Source organism: Caballeronia sp. LZ065, assembly GCF_031450975.1.
Taxonomy (GTDB): Bacteria; Pseudomonadota; Gammaproteobacteria; order Burkholderiales; family Burkholderiaceae; genus Caballeronia.
Map to the genome: position 1 here is coordinate 414862 of NZ_JARUXV010000004.1, position 20154 is coordinate 435015.

Sequence of the window (20154 nt, forward strand, 5' to 3'; positions counted from 1 at the left end):
GTTCTTGGAAGCTTTATCGGTCAGCGCAGCAGGTCGGCCATGGCGAGCAACTGGCGCGCGATTTCCGCGACCTTCACGCCCTGGTCCATGGCGCGCTTGCGCAGCGCGGCGTAGGCGTCGTTCTCGGACATGCCGCGCTTGTCCATCAGCAGGCGCTTGGCGCGGTCGATGACCTTGCGCTGCTCCAGTTCGTTTTCCACTTGCGCGAGCCGCAGGCGCAATTGTTCTTCATGGGCGAAACGTGCGAGCGCGACCTCGATGATCGGCGCAAGACGCGCGCTCGCGAGTCCTTCGACCGAATAGGCCGTGACACCCGCGCCCACCGCCGCGCGGATGAATTGCTGGTCGGCGTCATTGCTGAACATCAGCACGGGGCGGGGCGCCGCCTTGTTCATCACGGCAAGCTGTTCGAGCGTGTCGCGCGACGGCGATTCGGTATCGATGATGACGACATCGGGTTTCTGGCTCTCGACAGCCGCATGCAGCGCCGAGGGCGCGGCGACTTCGGCGAGCATGTCATAGCCCATGCGCGCGAGCTGCTCGCGCAGGTCGCCGATGGGCTTGTCGGTGTCGGTGACGAGGAGCACGCGCAGCATGCGGGAAGCGGGAGACGGGGTCATGCGGGGAACGGCGCAAGCGGATGCGGAGACGCTGACAACTTTAACGCGCCGCCCGCCGTTTGAGAACCCGCGTCATGCGGCATGCGCGAACCCTCGGGCCTGAACGGCGAATTCGACTGCCTCGCCGATCGCGCCGCCGACCAGGATCACGGCCGGGCTGCCGAGACCCGCGGCGGCGGCGTCATCGGCGAGACGGTCGAGCGTGGTCACGAGACGCCGTTCCTGCGCCGAGCCGGCGTGCTGCACGACGGCGGCGGGCGTACTCGCGGGCAGCGCCTCAAGCAGCGCGGTCGTGAGGCTTGCGATGCGGCTCATGCCCATGTAAATGGCAAGCGTGGTGCCGGTGGCGGCAAGCGCCTGCCAGTCCGGCTGCCGATGATCCTGCAGATGCGCGGTGACGAAGGTGACGCCCTGGCAATGATCGCGATGGGTGAGCGAGATGCCGAGTCCGGCCGCCGCCGCGAAGCCCGACGACACGCCATTGACGATCTCCACCGCGATGCCCGCTTCGCGCAGCGCCGCGATCTCTTCGCCGGCGCGTCCGAAGAGCAAGGCATCGCCGCCCTTGACGCGCACGACGTGCAGCCCCTTGCGTGCATGGCGCTGCATCAGCCGCTCGATGAAGGCCTGCGGCGTGGACCGGCAGCCGCCGCGCTTGCCCACGCGGATCACGCGCGCATCCGGCGCAAGCGAAACGATGTCGGGATTGACGAGGTCGTCGAGCAGCAGCACGTCCGCGGCGGCGAGCGCGCGGGCGGCGCGCAGCGTCAGCAGGTCGAGATCGCCTGGGCCTGCGCTCAGCAAGGTGACTTTGCCATTCGCGGTGTTCATCTTGGTGTCCTCTTTCGACTGAAGCGCAAAAGCAAAAACAAAAGGCGTCCGCTCGTGCTGTTGCACGAAGGGACGCCATTGTCCTTGCTCTCATGAATGGGTATGCCGCAAGCGTCGTTGCACGCGGCGCTGCGTGAGTCAATGCAAGTAGCAGGCCATGCCACATTCAATCGGTTTCGGCACCCGCGTTGTGCGCGGCGCACGGCGAGGGCACCGTTTCGGCGCATGCATGCCTGCTCCATGTGAATGACGTATGTTCACCAGGCGGTTAATAAAGATAACCAGACGGTACACATGTCCGCGTGGTGCTGCCTTTCGATGCGAGGGTCCGCACGGCATCAGTGCTGCGCCGCACCAGCGCTGTGCCCGTCTGCATCGAAAGCGCGCCGCGCCGGATCCCCGCGAAGGCTTCCGACATGCGCCGCCAAGCCCCGGCCAGCAAGCCTTTGCAGCCGATTCCGCCGTCGATGGCATAGCCCTTGCCTTATGCCTTGCCATCGGATCAACGGCGATCCGTCTCGATTACAGCGCCCGGCAGGTGAACAACGTGCGGGCATCGGACAACGGCGTCCCCCGCATCGGCTTCCCGGCCGGATGCGCGGGACGCCTTTCTTTTTTGGCGGTTAGACGATGGACAAAGCCACCCGGATCGATCTCTTCAGCATGCGCAGCGTGCCGATGCGCGCCTTCCATCTCACCTGGATGGCGTTTTTCGTGTGCTTCTTCGCGTGGTTCGCGTGCGCGCCGCTGATGCCGCTCATCAAGCGCGAATACGGTCTCAGCGCCGATCAGGTCGCCAACATCAATATCGCGGCCGTGGCCGTGACGATTCTCGTGCGGCTCGTGATCGGCCCGATGTGCGACCGCTTCGGTCCGCGCAGGGTCTATAGCGTGTTGCTGGTCGCAGGCGCCGCGCCGGTGATCGGCGCGGCGCTCTCCACGGGTTACGACAGTTTCCTGTGGTGCCGTCTCGCCATCGGCGCGGTGGGCGCGAGCTTCGTCATCACGCAGTACCACACGTCGGTGATGTTCGCGCCGAACGTGGTCGGCACCGCGAACGCAACGACCGCGGGCTGGGGCAACGCCGGCGCGGGCGCGGCGCAGGCCGTCGTGCCGCTGCTGGTAGCGGCGGCCATCGCGCTCGGTGGGGGCGCTGCGTCGTCGTGGCGCATTGCGCTGCTGGTGCCGGGCCTTGCGATGCCGGTCATGGCGTTCTTCTACTGGCGCTATACGCAGGACTGCCCGCAAGGCGACTTCGTCGAACTGCGCCGTGCAGGGATCGCCATCGATGGCGGCAAGAAGGGCGGCTGGCAAAGCTTCGTGGCCGCGTGCTCGAACTATCGCGTGTGGATGTTGTTCGTCACGTATGGCGCGTGCTTCGGCGTGGAAGTGTTCATTCACAACATGGCCGCCGTGTATTACGTCGACCGCTTTCATCTCACGCTCGGCGAAGCGGGTCTGGCGGCGGGCAGCTTCGGCCTTCTCGCGCTGTTTGCCCGCGCCCTCGGCGGCTGGCTCTCCGACAAGGTGGCCGCGCGGCGCGGCCTCGACGTGCGCTCCACGCTGCTGTTCGTGCTGATCGCGGGCGAGGGGATCGGTCTGTTTGCCTTCGCGCATGCGCCGGGCGTCGCGCTCGCCGTGATCTCGATGCTCGTCTTCGGCCTCTTCACGCACATGGCCTGCGGCGCGACCTACGCGCTGGTGCCGTTCATCGACCGCAAGGCGCTTGGCGGCGTGGCCGGCGTGATTGGCGCAGGCGGCAATGTCGGCGCGGTCGCGGCGGGCTTCCTGATGAAGGGCCTCGGCAGCGCCCAGGCCACGCTTTCGATGCTCGGCTTGATCGTCGCCGGCACGGCGCTGTGCGCGCTGGCCGTGCGCTTCTCGCCCGAACACAAGGCGCGCGAAGCCGCGCTGCGCGAACACGCGCTTGCAGCCAACAACGTCATCGCGAACTGAGAAAAGAAAGGTCCCCCGTCATGAAAATCGTCGTCATCGGCCACGGCATGGTCGGCCACAAGTTTCTCGAAGCGCTTGCCGGGAGCGGCAACGATGCCGTGCAGGTCACCGTGCTGTCCGAAGAGCCGCGCGCCGCATATGACCGCGTGCATCTCACGGAATTTTTCACGGGCAAGAGCGCGGATGATCTCTCGCTGGTCGAAGAAGGCTTCTTCGAGCGTTCCGGCTATGCGCTCAAGCTGAATGCGCGCGCTGTAGCAATCGATCGCGTGGCGCGCACCGTGACTGCCTCGACCGGCGAAGTGCTTGCCTATGACAAGCTCGTGCTCGCGACCGGTTCCTACCCGTTCGTCCCGACGATCGAAGGACGCGATCGCGCGGGCTGCTTCGTGTATCGCACCATCGAGGATCTCGAAGCGATGCAGGCCTTCGGCGCGCACTCGAAGACGGGCACCGTGGTGGGCGGCGGCCTGCTCGGACTGGAAGCCGCCAAGGCGCTGCGCGACATGGGATTGCAGACGCATGTCGTCGAATTCGCGCCGCGCCTGATGGCGGTGCAGGTCGACGAAGGCGGCGGCCGCATGCTGCGCGGCAAGATCGAGGAACTCGGCGTCACCGTGCATACCGGCAAGAACACGCTGGCCATTGTCGAAGGCGAAGGCGCGGCGAACCGCATGAACTTCGCCGACGACACGCATCTCGACACCGACATGATCGTGTTCTCGGCGGGCATCCGGCCGCGTGACGATATCGCGCGTGCGACGGGGCTCGAGATTGGCGCGCGCGGCGGCATCGTGATAGACGATACCTGCCGCACCAGCGATGCCGACATCTACGCAATCGGCGAATGCGCGCTGTGGAAGGGGCAGTTGTTCGGTCTGGTGGCGCCGGGCTACGAGATGGCGCGCATCGTCGCGAAGCAGATCCTGGGCATCGAGGCCGCGTTCGCCGGTGCGGACATGAGCACGAAGCTCAAGCTGATGGGCGTGGACGTGGCGAGCATCGGCGATGCGCACGGCAAGACGCCGGGCAGCCGCACCTACCAGTACAGCGACGAGCGCAAGCAGGTCTACAAGAAGATCGTCGTGTCCGATTGCGGCAAGTTCCTGCACGGCGCGGTCATGGTGGGCGATGCCGCCGAATACGGCACGCTGTTGCAGATGATGCTCAACCGGATCGAGTTGCCCGAGGCGCCCGAATTCCTGATTCTGCCTTCGAGCGACGGCCGCGCGAAACCCGCGCTCGGCGTGGAAGCGCTGCCCGACGGCGCGCAGATCTGCTCGTGCAACAACGTGAGCAAGGCCGAGATCTGTGCGGCGGTGTGCGCAGGCGCGACCAGCATCGGCGCGATCAAGTCGTCATGCAAGGCGGGCGCGACCTGCGGCGGCTGCGTGCCGCTCGTCACGCAGGTGATGAAGTCAGAGATGAAGCGGCAAGGTCTTGCCGTCAACAATCACCTCTGCGAGCATTTCCCGTATTCGCGCCAGGAGCTGTATCACATTGCGCGCGTGGAAGGGCATCGCACGTTCGGGGCGCTGCTTGCGAAGCACGGCAAGGGACGCGGCTGCGATATCTGCAAGCCGGCTGTCGCCAACATTCTCGCGTCCTGCTGGAACGAGTTCGTATTGAAGACGGAACACGCGAGCCTGCAGGATTCCAACGACTACTACCTTGCCAACATCCAGCGCGACGGGACGTATAGCGTCGTGCCGCGCATGCCGGGCGGAGAAGTAACACCCGACGGACTGATCGCGGTCGGGCAGATCGCGAAGCAATACGGTCTCTACACGAAGATCACCGGCGGCCAGCGGGTCGACATGTTCGGTGCGCGCGTCGAGCAGTTGCCGTTCATCTGGGAGGCCTTGATCGCGGCCGGCTTCGAGTCGGGACATGCGTATGGCAAGGCGCTGCGCACAGTCAAGTCGTGTGTCGGCTCGACGTGGTGCCGTTATGGCGTCGGCGATTCGGTCGGCCTCGCGATCGAACTGGAAAACCGCTACAAGGGCCTGCGCACGCCACACAAGATCAAGTTCGGCGTATCGGGCTGCACGCGCGAATGCGCCGAAGCGCAAGGCAAGGACGTCGGCGTGATCGCGACGGAGAAGGGCTGGAACCTCTACGTGTGCGGCAACGGCGGCATGAAGCCGCGCCATGCCGAACTGCTCGCGTCGGACCTCGATCACGCGACGCTCGTGCGTTACATCGACCGCTTCCTGATGTTCTACGTGCGCACCGCCGACCGCCTGCAACGCACCAGTGTCTGGCGCGACAACCTCGAAGGCGGACTCGACTATCTCATCGATGTGATGGTCAACGACAAGCTGGAGATTGCAACGGAACTGGAGACGGAGATGCAACTCGTCGTGGATACCTACGAGGACGAATGGAAGAAGGCCGTGACCGACCCGCAAACGCGCAAGCGCTTCCGCCACTTCGTCAACAGCGACGCCGCCGACGTCAACGTGACCTTCGTCGAGGAACGCGGCCAGATCCGGCCTGCCACGCCGGATGAACGCAAGTCGAAGCTCGCGGACATACCCGTCGTCGTCGAGACTGTTTGACCCATTGAAACGCAAGGAGATCAACATGAACGACCGCATCGAACAGGACTGGACCGCCGTGTGCGAACTCGACGACATCGTGCCGGACACGGGCGTCTGCGCGCTCGTGAAGGGCGCGCAGGTCGCGGTGTTTCATCTCGCTGGCGAAGAGGCGCATGTCTACGCGATCGACAACTACGATCCGCATTCGCAGGCGGCGGTGTTGTCGCGCGGCATCGTGGGGAGTGTCGGCGAGCGCATCGTCGTGGCTTCGCCGATCTACAAGCAGCATTTCGATCTGCAAACGGGCGAATGCCTTGAAGCACCCGAGCTTTCGGTGAGCGCGTACCGCGTGAAAGTAGCGGGCGGCAAGGTGTGGGTCGCGGCCTGACGCTTCTGAAGTTCGCTTTCCTTTCATGACACGGCGCCGCCCGGCGCTGTGAAGCTGCGCGCAACGCGCACGCCTCCGTGGAAACCCTTGAAAACAGGGCGTTTCCGACCACATCCCTCCTACAAATGAGCGCTGGCCCACTCAATTTCTCACGATCTGGAAGGACGTGAGGTCGAGTGTTGGCTTTCCCACGCTTACAGTCGTTCATCTTCCTTACAGTCACTCGAAACACAGGCACTCAGTTCAAGACCAAAAGCCTGAAAACATCATCGAAAAGGTGATACGGGGATTGCGATGAAGAACGACGCACGACAAGCAAAACAAGCGGACGGCCAGCGCGCCGCGCTTCGCTTCACGGACGGCCAACGTCCGCCACTCCTTCAAGAGCGCCGCCTTCGCCTGTCGGAAGCGCGTGCCCTGACCGGTCCGAACCGAACCTGAACACGCGCTCCGGCGCTTCCTGTCTCACCTGCTTGCCCACATCGCCCGGATCATCCGGGCGAACTCGAAGCAAGCCGGTGAAAAAGGATGCCTAACTAAATGGATTCGCTGTGCCCGCTACATATCGGCGTCGATGTAGCTGGATAGAACCGTGCGCCGAAACCAGGAGACTTCACCATGCAACGCAAACTGATCGCAGCAGCCATCCTCTCGCTCGTGTCTGCCGCCGCCTTCGCCACGGGCACGAACTCCAGCTCCAGCTCGACGTCGGGCGGCAACACGGCAGCCGCCGTGTACGGCTTCGGCGCCTTCACGGCCACCAACTCGGGCATCGCCAACGGCAACGCGTCGGCACTGGCCGGCACGGGCTTCGGCGTCACGGGCAACGCAACCAACGCGACGACCGGCCACATCAACAATTCGTCGGTGGGCGGCGCGGGCTTCGGCGGTTCGTCGGCGAAGGGCGTGTCGGGCGCGGATGCCGCAGCGAACGCCTGGAGCAAGCTCGGCGGCGGCTGGCATTAAGCCACGGCGACGAACGGCGGATGCCGCAACGCGGAACCGTTCTCCCGTCACCGCACGAAGCAACAGATGCACAAACAACTGATTCCAATCTCATTCTGTCAACCAGGAAGGTCCATCATGAAACGCACTCTGATCGCTGCCGCACTGCTCTCGTTTGTCTCCGTCGCCGCCATGGCCACGACGACGAATTCCACCTCGAGCTCGACCTCGGGCGGGTCGACCTCGGCGTCCGTGTCGGGCTTCGGCCGCTTCACCGCCACCGACTACGGCACGGCCAACGGCAACGCGCAATCGGTCGCGGGCGGCATGTACGGCGTCACCGGCAACATGACCAACGCGACGACCAGCCACAGCAACACGTCGACGGTCGGCGGCTTCGGCCACGGCACGTCGCAGGCAGGCGGCCTGTCCGGCGCGGACGCAGCAGCGAACGCGTGGAGCAAGCTCGGCGGCGGCTGGCGCTAAGCGGCCCGCGGGCCACGGCTCTTTTGCCAGGCGAAGGCCGCGTCGTGACGCGCCACGAGAGCGCAAGACGCGTCCTTTGCCCCACCCGATAACAATAAAACCAGATCGTGTCACGGGACCGCCATGCTTACGGCGCCCCCTTCCTTCCGGAGAACCATAATGAACAAGACCACTGTGCAACTGGCCTGTGCGGTTCTGTTTTGCGCCGCGCAACTCGCCCATGCCGATACCACGGCCAACTCCTCGTCGGGCTCGGTGTCGGGGTCCACGTCCACCGGTATCGGCCAGGGCGGCGGCTCGAGCTTGAACAACATCGGCACGTCGGCCAATTCGACGGCCAGCACCACCTCGAATTCCTCCTCCGTCGGCGGCCTCGGCGTGGCGACGGCGAACGGCGGCCGTTCGTCGGCCTCGGGCGGATCGTCGAACGTGAACATCTCGCTGACCATGCCTTCGCTGACCAACTCCAGCTCGTCATCGACGGGCGCAGCCGGAAGTGGCACGAGCGGCACGAGCGGCTCGGCGAACGGCATCGATGCGACCGGCAAGGCTTCGTCGCCCGGTTCCAGCGCCTATGACACGCGCGCCACGGTGGACTACAACCAGAGCTCGTACTCGGTGCGCACGACGCCTTCCATCGCCGCGCCCGCACTGACCACGACGCTCTCCGACACCTGCATGGGCTCGGCCAGCTTCGGCCTCTCGATCACCGGCTTCGGCGCGACCGGCGGCACGACGATGGTCGATCAGGCGTGCGTGCGCCGCCTCGACGCCCGCGAGTTCCGCGCGATGGGCCTGACCGATGTCGCGCTCGCGCTGCTGTGCCAGAGCGATTCGAACCGCCGCGCTGTCGAAGCCACCGGCCATCTGTGCCCGGGCACGACGAAGCCGCTCGCGAAGTCGGGCGAAGACGCGGTGCTGTCGGACGACGAGAAGTATCGCGACCCGCTGGTCCGTGCGCGCCTCGGGCTGCCGGTCACCGCTGCGAACCATCCCGAAGTGAGCATGAAGACGCAGGACGCGACCGAAGCGAAGCAGCCCGCGCCGGCATCGGCGAAGCAGGTTGCACAACCGTCGCCGGTTGCGCCGCGCGGTCATGACAAGGCCGATGTCGCCGGCAATGGCGTCGAATTGGCCCGCTCGCCGATCGGTGAGAAGATCGAAGTCGCGCTGATGCAGTGACGCAGGAGCCGGTTCGCCGGCAAGGTCGTGCAGTGGAGCAGGAGACGCTTTGCGTTGCATGAGCGTCTCACCCTTTCAAGGGTTGGTTCGTTTCACGGTTCCCGGAGAGCCAACCCTCGTTTTCCCGCTGAGGCATGCGATGAAGAGTCAGAAGATAGCGGCGGCCGTCGCGCTCGCGGCAGGCACGATGCTCGCGATGATGCCGCCCGCGCACGCCCAGACGAGCGCGGACGTGGTCTGGGCCGCGAGCCCGGCCGGCGTCCAGGCGATGCCCAACGCGCAGGCGCTCGCGTTGTTGCCGTCGAGCGGTTATGTGCCGTTGCAGACGTCGGGTGGCAAGTGTCTGCTGGTCGCGCGGCGCGGCACGCAGATCGTCGCGATCGAGTTGTCGCCGCTGGCGATCGGCGCGAAGGTGATCGGCTGGAGGCCGCAGGTCATCGACATGAGCACGCTCACGTCGAAGTGGGGCTACCAGACGCCGGATTCCTCGCTCGATACGCAGTCATTCGGCAATCCGGTGACCGCGCGGATTTCGGCGCAGAGCAGCATGGACATGTCGAACACGGCAAGCTCATGGAGCAACAGCAAGGTGGACGCGCACAGCAGCGCGATTGCAGCGACGTCCGGTGAGATGGAATCGGCTGAAGCCATAACGGTGAACGGCAAGACCTACCGGCGTTACAGCCACTTCAAGCCGGCGACGGCCGATGCGCCGGTTGCGGCATCGGACGAATATTTCTGCCAGTGAGATATCGATGAGATTCAGGTCGCCGTGGATTTGCTTGCGGCCACCGGCGGCACCGGCAATGCCACGTCGTGCACGGTGCGCGGCTCGCTGCCGAAGCGCGCGACCGAGAACGAGAACGTATTGATGCCGCCCGCGCTCGTCGCCGCCACGCTGCCGCGATGCATCTCGGCCACCGCCTTCACGATGGCGAGTCCCAGCCCGTGGTTCTCACGGCTGTTGGTGCGCGAACTCTCCGCGCGATAAAAGCGATCGAACAGATGTTGCATCACGTGCGGCGCGATCGGGTCGCCCGGATTGGCCACCGCGATGCGAATAAGCCCGTGTTCACGCACGACGGCAACGGCGATCGTGGCGCCCGGCGCGCAATGCTGGATCGCGTTCATCACGAGGTTCGACAGCGCGCGCCCGAACAGCGAGGTATTGACGAACGCGCGCGCGTCGCCGCTCGCCACAGCGCTGACCTGCGCTTCTTCGAGCGGAATCTCCAGGAACTCGAGCGTGCGGTTGATCTCGGCCGCGAGCGATACTTCCACGAGTCCGGTCGCGCGTTCGCCCTGGTCAGCGCGGGCGAGGAACAGCATGTCGTTGATGATCGCGCGCACGCGCTCGAATTCTTCCAGATTGGATTGCAGCGTGTGACGCAGTTCATCGATGGAACGGTCGCGCGTCAACGCCACTTCCGTCTGTCCGATCAGAATGGTCACCGGCGTGCGCAGTTCATGCGCGACGTCGGCATTAAAGGATTCGAGCCGGCCGTAAGCGTGATCCAGACGTTCGAGCGCGCCGTTGAAGGACTTCGCGAGATCGTCGAGTTCCATGGGCAGCGCGCGCGTGTTGAGGCGCTGCGAGCGGTTGTTCGGGCTCAGCGTCTGCGCATCGCGCGACAGGCGCGTAAGCGGCGCAAGACCCAGACGCGCCACCGAATAGCTCAACAGCAAAACCGCGACCGTGGCGAGCGCCATCAGCGCGGCGAGCGCCAGACCGAAGGCGCGCATGGTGTGGACGTTCGGCGAGCAGTCGATGGCGACGAACAGTTGCAGCGGCGGCCTATCCACGTTGGGCGGAATGGTCAGCGTGGTCATCAGCATGTCGTAGGCGCGGTCGGCGGGACGGAAGTGCACGTAGCCGCCCATCACCTCCCTGATGACGCGGCCCGCAGGCGGCGCGCCGTATTCGAAGCGCGGGTCGTTGCTGGTGACGGCGAATAGCGTGGAGCCGTCGCGCGGCGTGATGTCCGCGAGCTTCTCGCGAGCGATCTTCCATTTGTCCGGATTCGACACGTGCGCGACGATGAGGCGCGCCACTTCCGCGCGATTGTCGAGCGAGTCGCGCAGATGCTGTTCCAGCTGCACGCGCAGCACGAGGAACAGCCCCGACCCGACGAGCGCGAACACAAACAGCGCGACGAGCGCGAACATCACGGCGAGCCGCCGCGAGATGGAGCGCTGCGCGCGTGGTTCAGACGGCGACGACGCCCACGGCATGTTCATGATGGTCTCGCATCTTCCCGGATGTCACGCAGGTCGCGGACTTCGCGCACTTCGAGCACATAGCCCATGCCGCGCACGGTGTGCAGGAGTTTGGTGCGGAACGGGCCGTCGAGTTTCGCGCGCAAGCGCTTGATGGCCGTTTCCACGACGTTCGTATGACTTTCGAAATCGACTTCCCAGACGAGTTCGGTGATCGCGGTCTTCGAGAGAATGTCGCCGTGGCGGCGCGCCAGCACCGACAGCAGCTGGAACTCCTTGGCGGTGAGGTCAAGGCGCACGCCGTCACGGGTGGCGCGACGGCCAATGAGATCCACGTAGAGATCGCCGACGGAAATCAGCGTCGATTCCTGCGCGCGCGTGCGGCGCGCCAGCGCGTGCAGCCGCTCGACGAGTTCGAGGAACGAGAACGGCTTGGTCAGGTAGTCGTCGGCGCCTTCGCGCAGGCCGCGCACGCGGTCGTTGATGTGATCCCGCGCGGTCAGCATGATGACCGGCGTCGACTTCTGGAGGCGCAGCGCCTTCAGCACGGCGAAGCCGTCACGACGCGGCAGCATGACGTCGAGCACGACCACGTCGTAGTCGTATTCGATGGCGAGATGGGTGCCTTCCTCGCCATCCATGGCGACGTCGACGACCCAACCCTGCTCGGTCAAGCCCGAGCGCAGGTAATCCACCACCTTGTGTTCGTCTTCGACTATCAGGACTTTCATGCCGGGCACCTGTGAGGGTTGTGTTTCGTGTTCATAGCTTGTTCTAGCGCTAACTATACGAGCCTAGCGGTCATCCTGCTGACGTCATCTTTCAAGTCAGCGAGCGGGCGCGTTGCCGCGCGTCGCTGCCATCTCTTCTTCGCGTGGTGCAGCGTCCGTGTCCCAGCCGCCGCCCAATGCCTTCACCAGCGCCACCGACGTCGTGTGTTGCTGCCCCTGGATCTGCACGTCCTGACGTTCGCTCGTGAGCAATTGCTGCTGTGCGGTGATGACGTCGAGATAGGCGACGAGGCCGCCCGAGTAGCGGTCGTTTGCCAGAGACAGCAGACGCTGCGCATCGTTGACGGCCGCGTGCGACTGCTTCGCCGCGCCATCCAGCACGGACAGTCCGACGATGCCGTCCTGCACCTGCTGGAACGCCCCCAATACCGTCTGTCGATAATTCGCGACCGCGGCGACATAGCCTTCATTGGCGAAATCGACAGCAGCGGAGCGGCGTCCGCCATCGAACACGACCTGGCTCGCCATCGTGCCGATGGTCCACAGCAGGCTCGGCGCGGAGACGAGGCTGGCGAGCGCGGTGCTTTCCCAGCCGACCGTGCCGTTCAGGGTCAGGCTCGGAAAGAACGCCGCGCGCGCGACGCCGATCTGCGCGTTGGCCGCGGCCATCGCGCGTTCGGCGGAAGCGACGTCGGGCCTGCGCTGCAGGATGTCGCTCGGCAGGCCGAGCGGTATGGCCGGCAGCGGATGCATGGCGAGATCGGGCGCGATGGCGAACTGCGGCGCGGGCGTGCCGACGAGCGCCGCAATGGCGTGCTCGTATTGCGCGCGCTGGGTCAACAGCAATTGCGCCTGCACGCGTGTCTGGTCGAGCAGCGCCTGTTGCTGAAGCACGTCGAGACCCGACACCGCGCCCAGATCGTGTTGCGCCTGCACGTAGTCGAGCGCCTTCTTTTGCAGCGCGACGGAGCGGTTCAGCACGTCGAGTTCGGCATCGAGTTCGCGCAGCGAGTAGTAACTGCTGGCGAGATCGGTGGTGAGCACGAGACGCGCGTTCGCCAGGTCGTCGCCCGACTGATCCGCCGAGGCTCGCGCGCTTTCCACCTCGCGGCGGATGCGCCCGAACAGATCGACGTCGTAGCTGACCGTCGGCGCGAGCTTCAGGTCGTTCTGCACGGTCGTGGAGTTCGGCGTGTTGTAGTTGGTGACCGGACGGTTCTTCGAGATGCGCAGCCGCGATGCGTTCGCGCCGAGATCGATCTCGGGCAGCGCGAGCGCGCCCGTTTGCGCGAGCGTTGCGCGTGCCTGCGCGTAGTGCGCGCTGGCGGCGGCAAGCGTCTGGTTTTGCGCGAGCGCCTGGGTTTCGAGCGCGTTCAGCGTGACATCGTCGAAGCCTTGCCACCAGTCGGGCGCGAGCGGCGCATGCGACGGTTCACCTACGCGCCAGTAGGAATCGGTCTTCCAGGTGGGCGGCGTGTCGGCGGCGGCGCGCCGGTAGTCCGGACCGACGGTGCAGCCCGCGAGCAGGGAGACGAGCGTGAGGCCGAGCAGCGTCTTCATGATGCGGCCTTCGTTCCTGACGCGGCCTGCTGACCTTGTTGTCCTTGCTGCTTCTGCTGCGGGGCGATGACCACGTGATCGCCGTCCGCGATGGAGTCGCTCGGATTGATGATGATCTTGTCGCTCTGCCCGATCCCGCTTTCGATCTCCAGCGACTGCCCGAGATCCTGCGCAATCACGATCTTGCGCAACTGCACGTGTCCGTTCGCATCGACGACCGCGACGCGCGGCCCTTCTGCACGGAACAGGAGCGCATTGCCCGGCACCATCAGGCGCGCATGCGCGGCCGCCGGCAGCGCGACCTGTACATAGGCGCCGGGCCGCAGGCGGCCGTCGGGATTCGGCAGCGTCACTTCGATTTGCAGCGAACGCGTGGGCACGTCGATGGCGCCCGACACATGCGTGATCTTGCCGTGGAATTTTTCGCCCGGCAGTTCTGCCTGCGTAACGGTGGCGTCCTGTCCGACCGACACGTTCTGCGCGTAGGCCTGCGGCAACTGCACGAACACGCGCAGCGGATCGGACTGCGCGAGCGCGAAGAGCGCGCGGCTGGTGCCGCTGCCGGCATCGATGAGATCGCCGACATCCACGTTGCGCTGCGTGACCACGCCCGCGAATGGCGCGACGATTCGCTTGAACGATTCGAGCTGGCGCAGGCGCTTGACGTTGGCGTCGGCGGCGGCGAGATTCGCGACGCCCTGGTTGTAGGTGCTTTGACGTTCATCGAGTTCCTGTTGCGAGACCGCATCGCGCTGACGCAACTGCTGCCAGCGCTCCAGTGAACTCTTCGCAAGGCCCAGGCTCGATGACGTCTGGTCGCGCTGCGCAACGGCCTGCGCGAGTTCCTGGTCGATCTCGGGCGTGTCGAGATCCGCGAGCAACTGGCCTTGCTTAACGCGTGCGCCGATATCGACATACCAGTGCAGCAAATAACCGGTGGCGCGCGCATAGATGGGCGATTCGACGAAGCCGCGCAGCGTGCCCGGCAAGGTGGTTTCGGCGCCGCTGTCGGTGTGCGAGGGCTGCACCACGTTCACGTACTGCTGCGCGTTCTGCTGCGTGCGCGTGGCAATGGAGCGGTTGTGCACCATGTCCGTGACGACAGTGCGTGCGGCGCCGATCGCCAGCAGCGCCAGCACGATGACGAGCGCGAGCTTGGCGCGCTTCCATTCGGCATGGCGCGGCGGCAGCGCGGGGCCTTCGTCGGAGTCGCGCGCGGGAATCGCCAGCGAGGCGTGGTTCTTTTCGGTCATGTTCGTGATCTGGTCGATATCAATGTTGTCCGCTCGCGGCGTCGTGCTGCGAAGGCGTCTTGCGCGCGGCGCGGCGCGCGAGCCTTGCATGGATGCCCGCGAAGATGAGCGGCACGAAAAAGAGCGTGGAAACGGTCGCGAACAGCAGCCCGCCGATCACCGCGCGGCCAAGCGGCGCGTTCTGTTCGGCGCCTTCGCCGAGGCCGAGCGCCATCGGGATCATGCCGATGATCATCGCGAAGGCGGTCATCAGCACCGGGCGGATCCGGCTTGCGCCGGCTTCGAGCGCGGCGGTCAGCGGCGGCATGCCGGCGTTCAGCCGTTGCCGCGCGAAGGACACCATCAGGATGCTGTTGGCGGTGGCGACGCCCATCGTCATGATCGCGCCGGTGAGCGCGGGCACGGAGAGATGCGTGCCGGTGAGGAAGAGCATCCAGACGATGCCCGCGAGCGCGGCGGGCAGCGCGCTCACGATGATGAGCGGATCGATCCACGACTGGAAGTTCACGACGATCAGCAAATACACGAGCACGATGGCCATCGCAACGCCGATGCCCAGCCCGAAGAAGGACGTGCGCATCGTCTCGACCTGGCCGCGCACGACGATCTGACTGCCGCGCGGAAGCGTCTTGCGGGCTTCATCGACGAGATGGTTCACCTGCCGCGCGACGCCGCCGAGATCGCGGCCCTCGACGCTCACGAACAGGTCGATGACGGGCCGGATGTTGTAATGCGTGACCACCGCGAACTGACTTTGCGGCGAGATGCGCACGAGATTGCCGAGCAACTGCGTGGGGCCGTTGAGCGAGGCCGAGACCGGCGTGCGCAGCAGTTCGTCGATTGACGAGACCTGATACTGCGGCGTCTGTACTGAGAGGTTGTACTCGACACCGTTGCGCGGATTGAACCAGAAACCCGGCGCGGTCTGCGAACTGCCCGACAGCGACACGAGCACGTTTTGCGCGACGTTGTTCGCATTGAGATTGAGCTGTTGCAGACGCGTGCGGTCCATTTGCAGATCGATGACGGGCTCGTCCAGCTTCTGCTGGATATGCGTATCGACGTTGCCGGGGATCATGCGGATCTGCTTCATCAGCTTGCTCGCGGCTTCGAAATTCGCCTGGCCGTTTTGCCCCTGGATCTGCACGTCGATGGCGGCAGGCAGGCCGAAGTTCAGGATCTGCGTGACGATGTCGGCCGGCTGGAAGAAGAACTCGACGCCGGGGAAGAGGCGCGGCAGCCGCGCGCGCAGTTCATCGATATAGGTCTGCGTGGGCGCGTGATCGGCCGTGAGCGCGACCTGGATCTCGCCATCCAGCGTGCCGATGGTGCCTGCGTTGCTGTAGGACAGGTTGATGCCGCTGTAGGGCAGGCCGAGGTTGTCGAGGATCGTCGAGAGTTCATGCTGCGGCACGACTTGACGCACGACGCTTTCCACTTGATCGGCGAGACGCGCGGTTTCCTCGATGCGCGTGCCGGTCGGCGCGCGCATGTGCAAGCGGATGTCGCCGGCATCGACGCTTGGGAAGAAGTCTTCGCCCAGCACGAACACGAGGCCCGTGGAGAGCACGCAGAAGCCCAGGAACAGCGACCCGAACAGGCGCCGGCGCACCAGCAGCGTCGAAAGAATCACGATGTACGCGGCGCGCATGCGCTCGAAGCCGCGGTCGAAACGCTGATGCAGCCGCATGAAGACATTCGGCCGGGCGTGTGCACCCGGCGCGTGCGCGTGGCCCATCAGCAGCATCGCGAGCGTCGGGACGAGCGTGCGCGAGAGAATGTACGACGCGATCATCGCGAACACGACTGCTTCCGCCAGCGGCACGAACAGGAACTTCGCGACGCCGGTCAGGAAGAACATCGGCACGAACACGATGCAGATGCAAAGTGTAGAGACGAGCGCGGGGACTGCGATCTCGCCGGCGCCTTCGAGAATCGCCTCGTGCAGGTCGGTGCCCATGTGCAGATGGCGCTCGATGTTCTCGATGGTCACCGTGGCGTCGTCCACCAGAATGCCGACCGCGAGCGCGAGGCCGCCGAGCGTCATGATGTTGATGGTCTGCCCGAGCGCGTGCAGCACGATCAGTGAAGAGAGGATGGACAACGGAATCGAGATCGCGATGATGCAGGTGCTGCGCCAGTTGCCGAGGAACAGCAGGATCATCGCGGCGGTGAGCGCGGCGGCGATCAGCGCTTCGCGCACCACGCCCTGCACGGCCGCCTTGACGAACACGGACTGGTCGAACAACGCGCTGATCTTGAGATCGGGCGGCAGCGAGGCGCGCGCTTGCGGCAGCAGGTCCTTCAGCGTATTGACGATGGACAGCGTCGACGAGTTGCCGTTCTTCAGCACCGAGATCAGCACGCCGCGATGCCCGTCCTGGCGCACGATGTTGGTCTGCGGCGTGAAGCCGTCGCGCACGTGCGCGACTTCGCGCAGATAGGTCGTCGCGCCGTTGATGGTGCGCACGGGAATGTCGTTCAGGCCCGCGACGGTGGCGGGCGAGCCGTTCATGTTGATCGTGTATTCCTTCGGCCCGATCTTGGCGGTGCCGGTCGGCAGGATCAGGTTCTGCGCGTTCACGGCCTGCACGACGTCGGTGGGCGTGAGGCCCTTGGCGAGCAGCGCGCGCGTGTCGAGATCGACGGAAATCACGCGGCTCTTGCCGCCGTACGGATAAGGCACGGCGGCGCCGGGAATCGTCACGAGCTGCGGACGCAGGAAGTTGAGCGCGGTGTCGTTCAGGTCCTGTTCCGATTGCTTCGGGCTGGAAAGGCCGAGCTGGATCACCGGGATGCTCGACGCCGAATAACTGATGACCAGCGGCGGCGTGGCCCCCGGCGGCATCTGCTTGAGCTGCGCCTGTTCGACCGCGACAGTCTGTGCAATCGCGGTCTGGATGTTCGCCGTGGGTTGCAGGAAGAGCTTGATGATCGCGATGCCTTGCAGCGACTGCGACTCGATGTGCTCGATGTTGTTCACGGTGGTCGTCAAGCTGCGCTCGTTGACTGACGTGATGCGGTTGGCCATGTCCTGCGCGGAGAGGCCGGTGTAATTCCAGATGATGCTGACGACGGGAATGTCGATTTCAGGGAGTACGTCGACTGGCGTCGTCAAGAGGACGAAGGGCGTCGCCAGCAGGATCATGATGGCCATCACGATGAACGTGTAGGGCCGCTTCAGCGCAACGTTGACTATCCACATTGAGTCGTTCGGAAGAGCTTGGAAAGGGCGCGGCGGCGAGCTTGCATGCGGCGCGCGGGACGCAATGACGGACAAGGCGGGTGCAGACCCGCTGTGACGCTATGGTAGTGGCCGCGCGCCAACGACAATGTGGCGTGAATATGGCGCGTATGTCAGATTAGGCGATTTGAAAGCAAGCGCTTGAAAGGGCGCGGTCAGGGCCGGGCGGATTGCTTGAATGACAGAGGAATAGAGCAGGACTTGCGCCGGTTATCTCCGGGCAGAGGACAAGCGACGAGACGGCGCGGGAACGCTCGCGTGTGGAGGGAACCGCGCGGGGTCTCGACGTGATGAAGCGCGACTTTCTTACTGTGCGGGTTGCTGCATGGCGGGCTGTCCGGCGGCGGATGAACCATCGGTCGATGCACCATAAGCGCTCGACGATTGCACCTTGGCCTCGGCGGCCTGGATGTTATCGGGGTAGAAGGCATCGCGCTCGGACGGGTTGTAGCCCGCCTGCTCGACACGTTGGAGGTCCTGCTTGACCTGGGCGCGGGTCAGTCCGTCGGATTGGGCGAGCGCGGCGAGTGGCGTGGCGGCAAGTGCGAGGATCGCGAAGCGGGTAATCAGTTTCATGGGGGACTCCTCGAGCGTGGTAACGATGAATGCGGCGCATGCCTGCAAGTCATGCACGGCCACGGGCTCATTCTATGTTTTGGGTGGTGACGACATGCTGGCGTTCAAATGACGCTTTCGTCAGATTGGAACGCCCGCCGTATCGTCGATGAAGGGGCGTTGAAGGCAGTAGAGAGGGGGTCTGTAAAGAGGCGAGGCCGGTGATAGACTCGCCGCCTTGGGCGAACGTGCTGCTCGCGCCCGGTTCAATCAAGCATCGCAGCGGGGATCGATAAATTGCCGTTCAATCTGCCGACCACGGCCACCGCGCCGTTCTGTCCTTCCGAAGTCAAAGGCTCCGTGGCCGTGGCGCCCGGCGCGCCGCTCTGGAAGAAGCTGTTGCAATTCGCGGGGCCCGGCTTGCTCATCTCCATCGGGTACATGGATCCGGGGAACTGGGCGACGGATATCGAAGCCGGTTCACGCTATGGCTATGGGCTGTTGTTCGTCGTCGTGTTGTCCAGCCTCGCGGCGATGGTGCTGCAATGTCTCGCCATGCGGCTCGGCATCGTCACGGGGAAGGATCTCGCGCAGTTGTCGCGTGAACGCTATGCGAAACCGGTGGCGAATGCGCAGTGGGTGCTGGCGGAACTGTCGATCATTGCGTGTGATCTGGCCGAAGTGCTGGGCGGTGCGCTCGCCTTTCATTTGCTCTTCGGCGTGTCGCTGATCTGGGGCGTCGTGCTGACGGCGTTCGATACGCTGATCGTGCTCGGACTGAAGGGCAAGAACTTTCGCGATCTCGAAGCGATCATGCTGGGGCTGATCGCGACGATCGGAATCGGCTATGTGGTGGAGCTCGTGCTCGTGAAGCCGCATTGGCCTTCGGTGGCGGCGGGGCTCGTGCCTTCGATCCATGCATTGAGCCAGCGGGAGCCGCTTTATCTGGCCATCGGCATTCTCGGCGCAACCGTGATGCCGCATAACCTTTATCTGCACTCTTCCATCGTGCAGACGCGGGTGGTCGAGCGCGACCGATCGAGTCTGCGCTCCGCGATCACGCTTTCACGGCTGGATACCATCGTGTCGCTGATTCTCGCGTTGATGATCAACGCGGCGATTTTGATCCTGGCGGCGTCGGCGTTTCATGCCACCGGACATACGCAGGTGACGGAGATCGAGGACGCTTATAAGCTGCTCGCGCCGATCGTGGGTACGGGGCTGGCGGCAGTCTTGTTCGCGGTGACGTTGTTCGCTTCCGGGCAGAGTTCGACGTTCACCGGGACCATTGCCGGACAGGTCATCATGGAAGGATTCTTGAGGTTCAAGATTCCTTGTTATCAGAGGCGGTTCATTACCCGTGCGCTGGCGTTGATTCCTGCGCTGATCGGGGTTTATTGGCTGGGTAATGGAGCGGTGGGGAAGTTGCTCGTGGCCAGTCAGGTGGTGTTGAGTTTGCAACTGCCGTTCGCGCTGTATCCGCTTATTCGGATGACCAGCGATCGAAGACTGATGGGGGAGTTCGTCAACGCGCACTGGATGAAGGCCGTGGCGTGGGGGCTGTTCGTGGTGATCAGCGCCGCGAATGTGTGGCTCGTGGTGCAGACGGTGGGGGAGTGGGTGGGGTGACCTCATGTCGGGTC

16 protein-coding genes are annotated in these 20154 nt (G+C 64.8%); 8 read left to right on the forward strand and 8 right to left on the reverse strand.

Translation table 11 applies throughout. The features are described 5' to 3' along the window. Positions 1-20 precede the first annotated feature (20 nt). Together QCE63_RS28445 and cobA are read right to left on the reverse strand one after the other, a co-directional pair. Positions 21-596, reverse strand: coding sequence for an ANTAR domain-containing protein (locus QCE63_RS28445; RefSeq protein WP_309819810.1), 576 nt, complete (start codon positions 594-596; stop codon positions 21-23). Between the two features lie 96 nt (positions 597-692). Then, entirely contained in the window at positions 693-1451 is a 759-nt protein-coding gene (cobA, locus tag QCE63_RS28450; protein WP_309837849.1) for a uroporphyrinogen-III C-methyltransferase, read from the reverse strand. A 630-nt stretch (positions 1452-2081) separates the two neighbouring features. On the opposite strand from cobA, the gene QCE63_RS28455 reads away from it, so the two are divergent. The 7 genes from QCE63_RS28455 (at position 2082) to QCE63_RS28485 (ending at position 9699) form a co-directional block, all read left to right on the forward strand. Then, positions 2082-3407 (forward strand): MFS transporter, encoded by a 1326-nt coding sequence (locus tag QCE63_RS28455; RefSeq protein ID WP_309837851.1) that lies wholly within the window; start codon positions 2082-2084, stop codon positions 3405-3407. Positions 3408-3427: 20 nt separating this feature from the next. Continuing rightward, the gene (nirB, locus tag QCE63_RS28460) at positions 3428-5968 is read left to right on the forward strand and encodes a nitrite reductase large subunit NirB (RefSeq protein WP_309837853.1); all 2541 of its coding nucleotides are present in this window, start codon (positions 3428-3430) and stop codon (positions 5966-5968) included. A gap of 25 nt (positions 5969-5993) precedes the next feature. After that, positions 5994-6338 (forward strand): nitrite reductase small subunit NirD, encoded by a 345-nt coding sequence (nirD, locus tag QCE63_RS28465; RefSeq protein ID WP_309837855.1) that lies wholly within the window; start codon positions 5994-5996, stop codon positions 6336-6338. Positions 6339-6956: 618 nt separating this feature from the next. Continuing rightward, positions 6957-7304: a hypothetical protein gene (locus tag QCE63_RS28470; protein ID WP_309837857.1), complete on the forward strand. Its 348-nt coding sequence runs from the start codon at positions 6957-6959 to the stop codon at positions 7302-7304. Positions 7305-7421: 117 nt separating this feature from the next. After that, positions 7422-7769 carry a hypothetical protein gene (locus tag QCE63_RS28475; RefSeq protein ID WP_309837859.1) on the forward strand — a complete coding sequence of 116 codons (348 nt, stop codon included), beginning with the start codon at positions 7422-7424 and terminating at the stop codon, positions 7767-7769. Between the two features lie 159 nt (positions 7770-7928). Next, complete coding sequence (locus QCE63_RS28480; RefSeq protein WP_309837860.1) at positions 7929-8951, forward strand: hypothetical protein; 1023 nt, start codon at positions 7929-7931, stop codon at positions 8949-8951. 139 nt (positions 8952-9090) lie between these two features. Beyond that, entirely contained in the window at positions 9091-9699 is a 609-nt protein-coding gene (locus QCE63_RS28485; RefSeq protein ID WP_309837861.1) for a hypothetical protein, read from the forward strand. 14 nt (positions 9700-9713) lie between these two features. On the opposite strand, the gene QCE63_RS28490 is transcribed toward QCE63_RS28485, so the two are convergent. From QCE63_RS28490 to QCE63_RS28515, 6 genes are all read right to left on the reverse strand, one after another. Further along, positions 9714-11189 carry a heavy metal sensor histidine kinase gene (locus QCE63_RS28490; protein ID WP_309837863.1) on the reverse strand — a complete coding sequence of 492 codons (1476 nt, stop codon included), beginning with the start codon at positions 11187-11189 and terminating at the stop codon, positions 9714-9716. Next, a complete protein-coding gene (locus QCE63_RS28495) occupies positions 11186-11899 on the reverse strand; it encodes a heavy metal response regulator transcription factor (RefSeq protein WP_309837865.1) in 714 nt (237 codons plus the stop codon). Before QCE63_RS28495 ends, QCE63_RS28490 begins: the two co-directional genes overlap by 4 nt. Before the next feature lie 96 nt (positions 11900-11995). Next, a complete protein-coding gene (locus QCE63_RS28500; protein ID WP_309837867.1) occupies positions 11996-13459 on the reverse strand; it encodes an efflux transporter outer membrane subunit in 1464 nt (487 codons plus the stop codon). Next, positions 13456-14712, reverse strand: coding sequence for an efflux RND transporter periplasmic adaptor subunit (locus tag QCE63_RS28505; protein WP_309837868.1), 1257 nt, complete (start codon positions 14710-14712; stop codon positions 13456-13458). The genes QCE63_RS28500 and QCE63_RS28505 overlap by 4 nt, the downstream gene beginning before the upstream one ends. 19 nt (positions 14713-14731) lie before the next feature. Further along, complete coding sequence (locus QCE63_RS28510) at positions 14732-17917, reverse strand: efflux RND transporter permease subunit (protein ID WP_309837870.1); 3186 nt, start codon at positions 17915-17917, stop codon at positions 14732-14734. Positions 17918-18262: 345 nt separating this feature from the next. Beyond that, on the reverse strand, positions 18263-18532 hold the full coding sequence (locus QCE63_RS28515) for a DUF4148 domain-containing protein (RefSeq protein WP_309837872.1): 270 nt from the start codon (positions 18530-18532) through the stop codon (positions 18263-18265). A 276-nt stretch (positions 18533-18808) separates the two neighbouring features. Between QCE63_RS28515 and QCE63_RS28520 the strand changes: the two genes are divergently transcribed. Continuing rightward, positions 18809-20140: an Nramp family divalent metal transporter gene (locus tag QCE63_RS28520; protein WP_309837874.1), complete on the forward strand. Its 1332-nt coding sequence runs from the start codon at positions 18809-18811 to the stop codon at positions 20138-20140. Positions 20141-20154 lie beyond the last annotated feature (14 nt).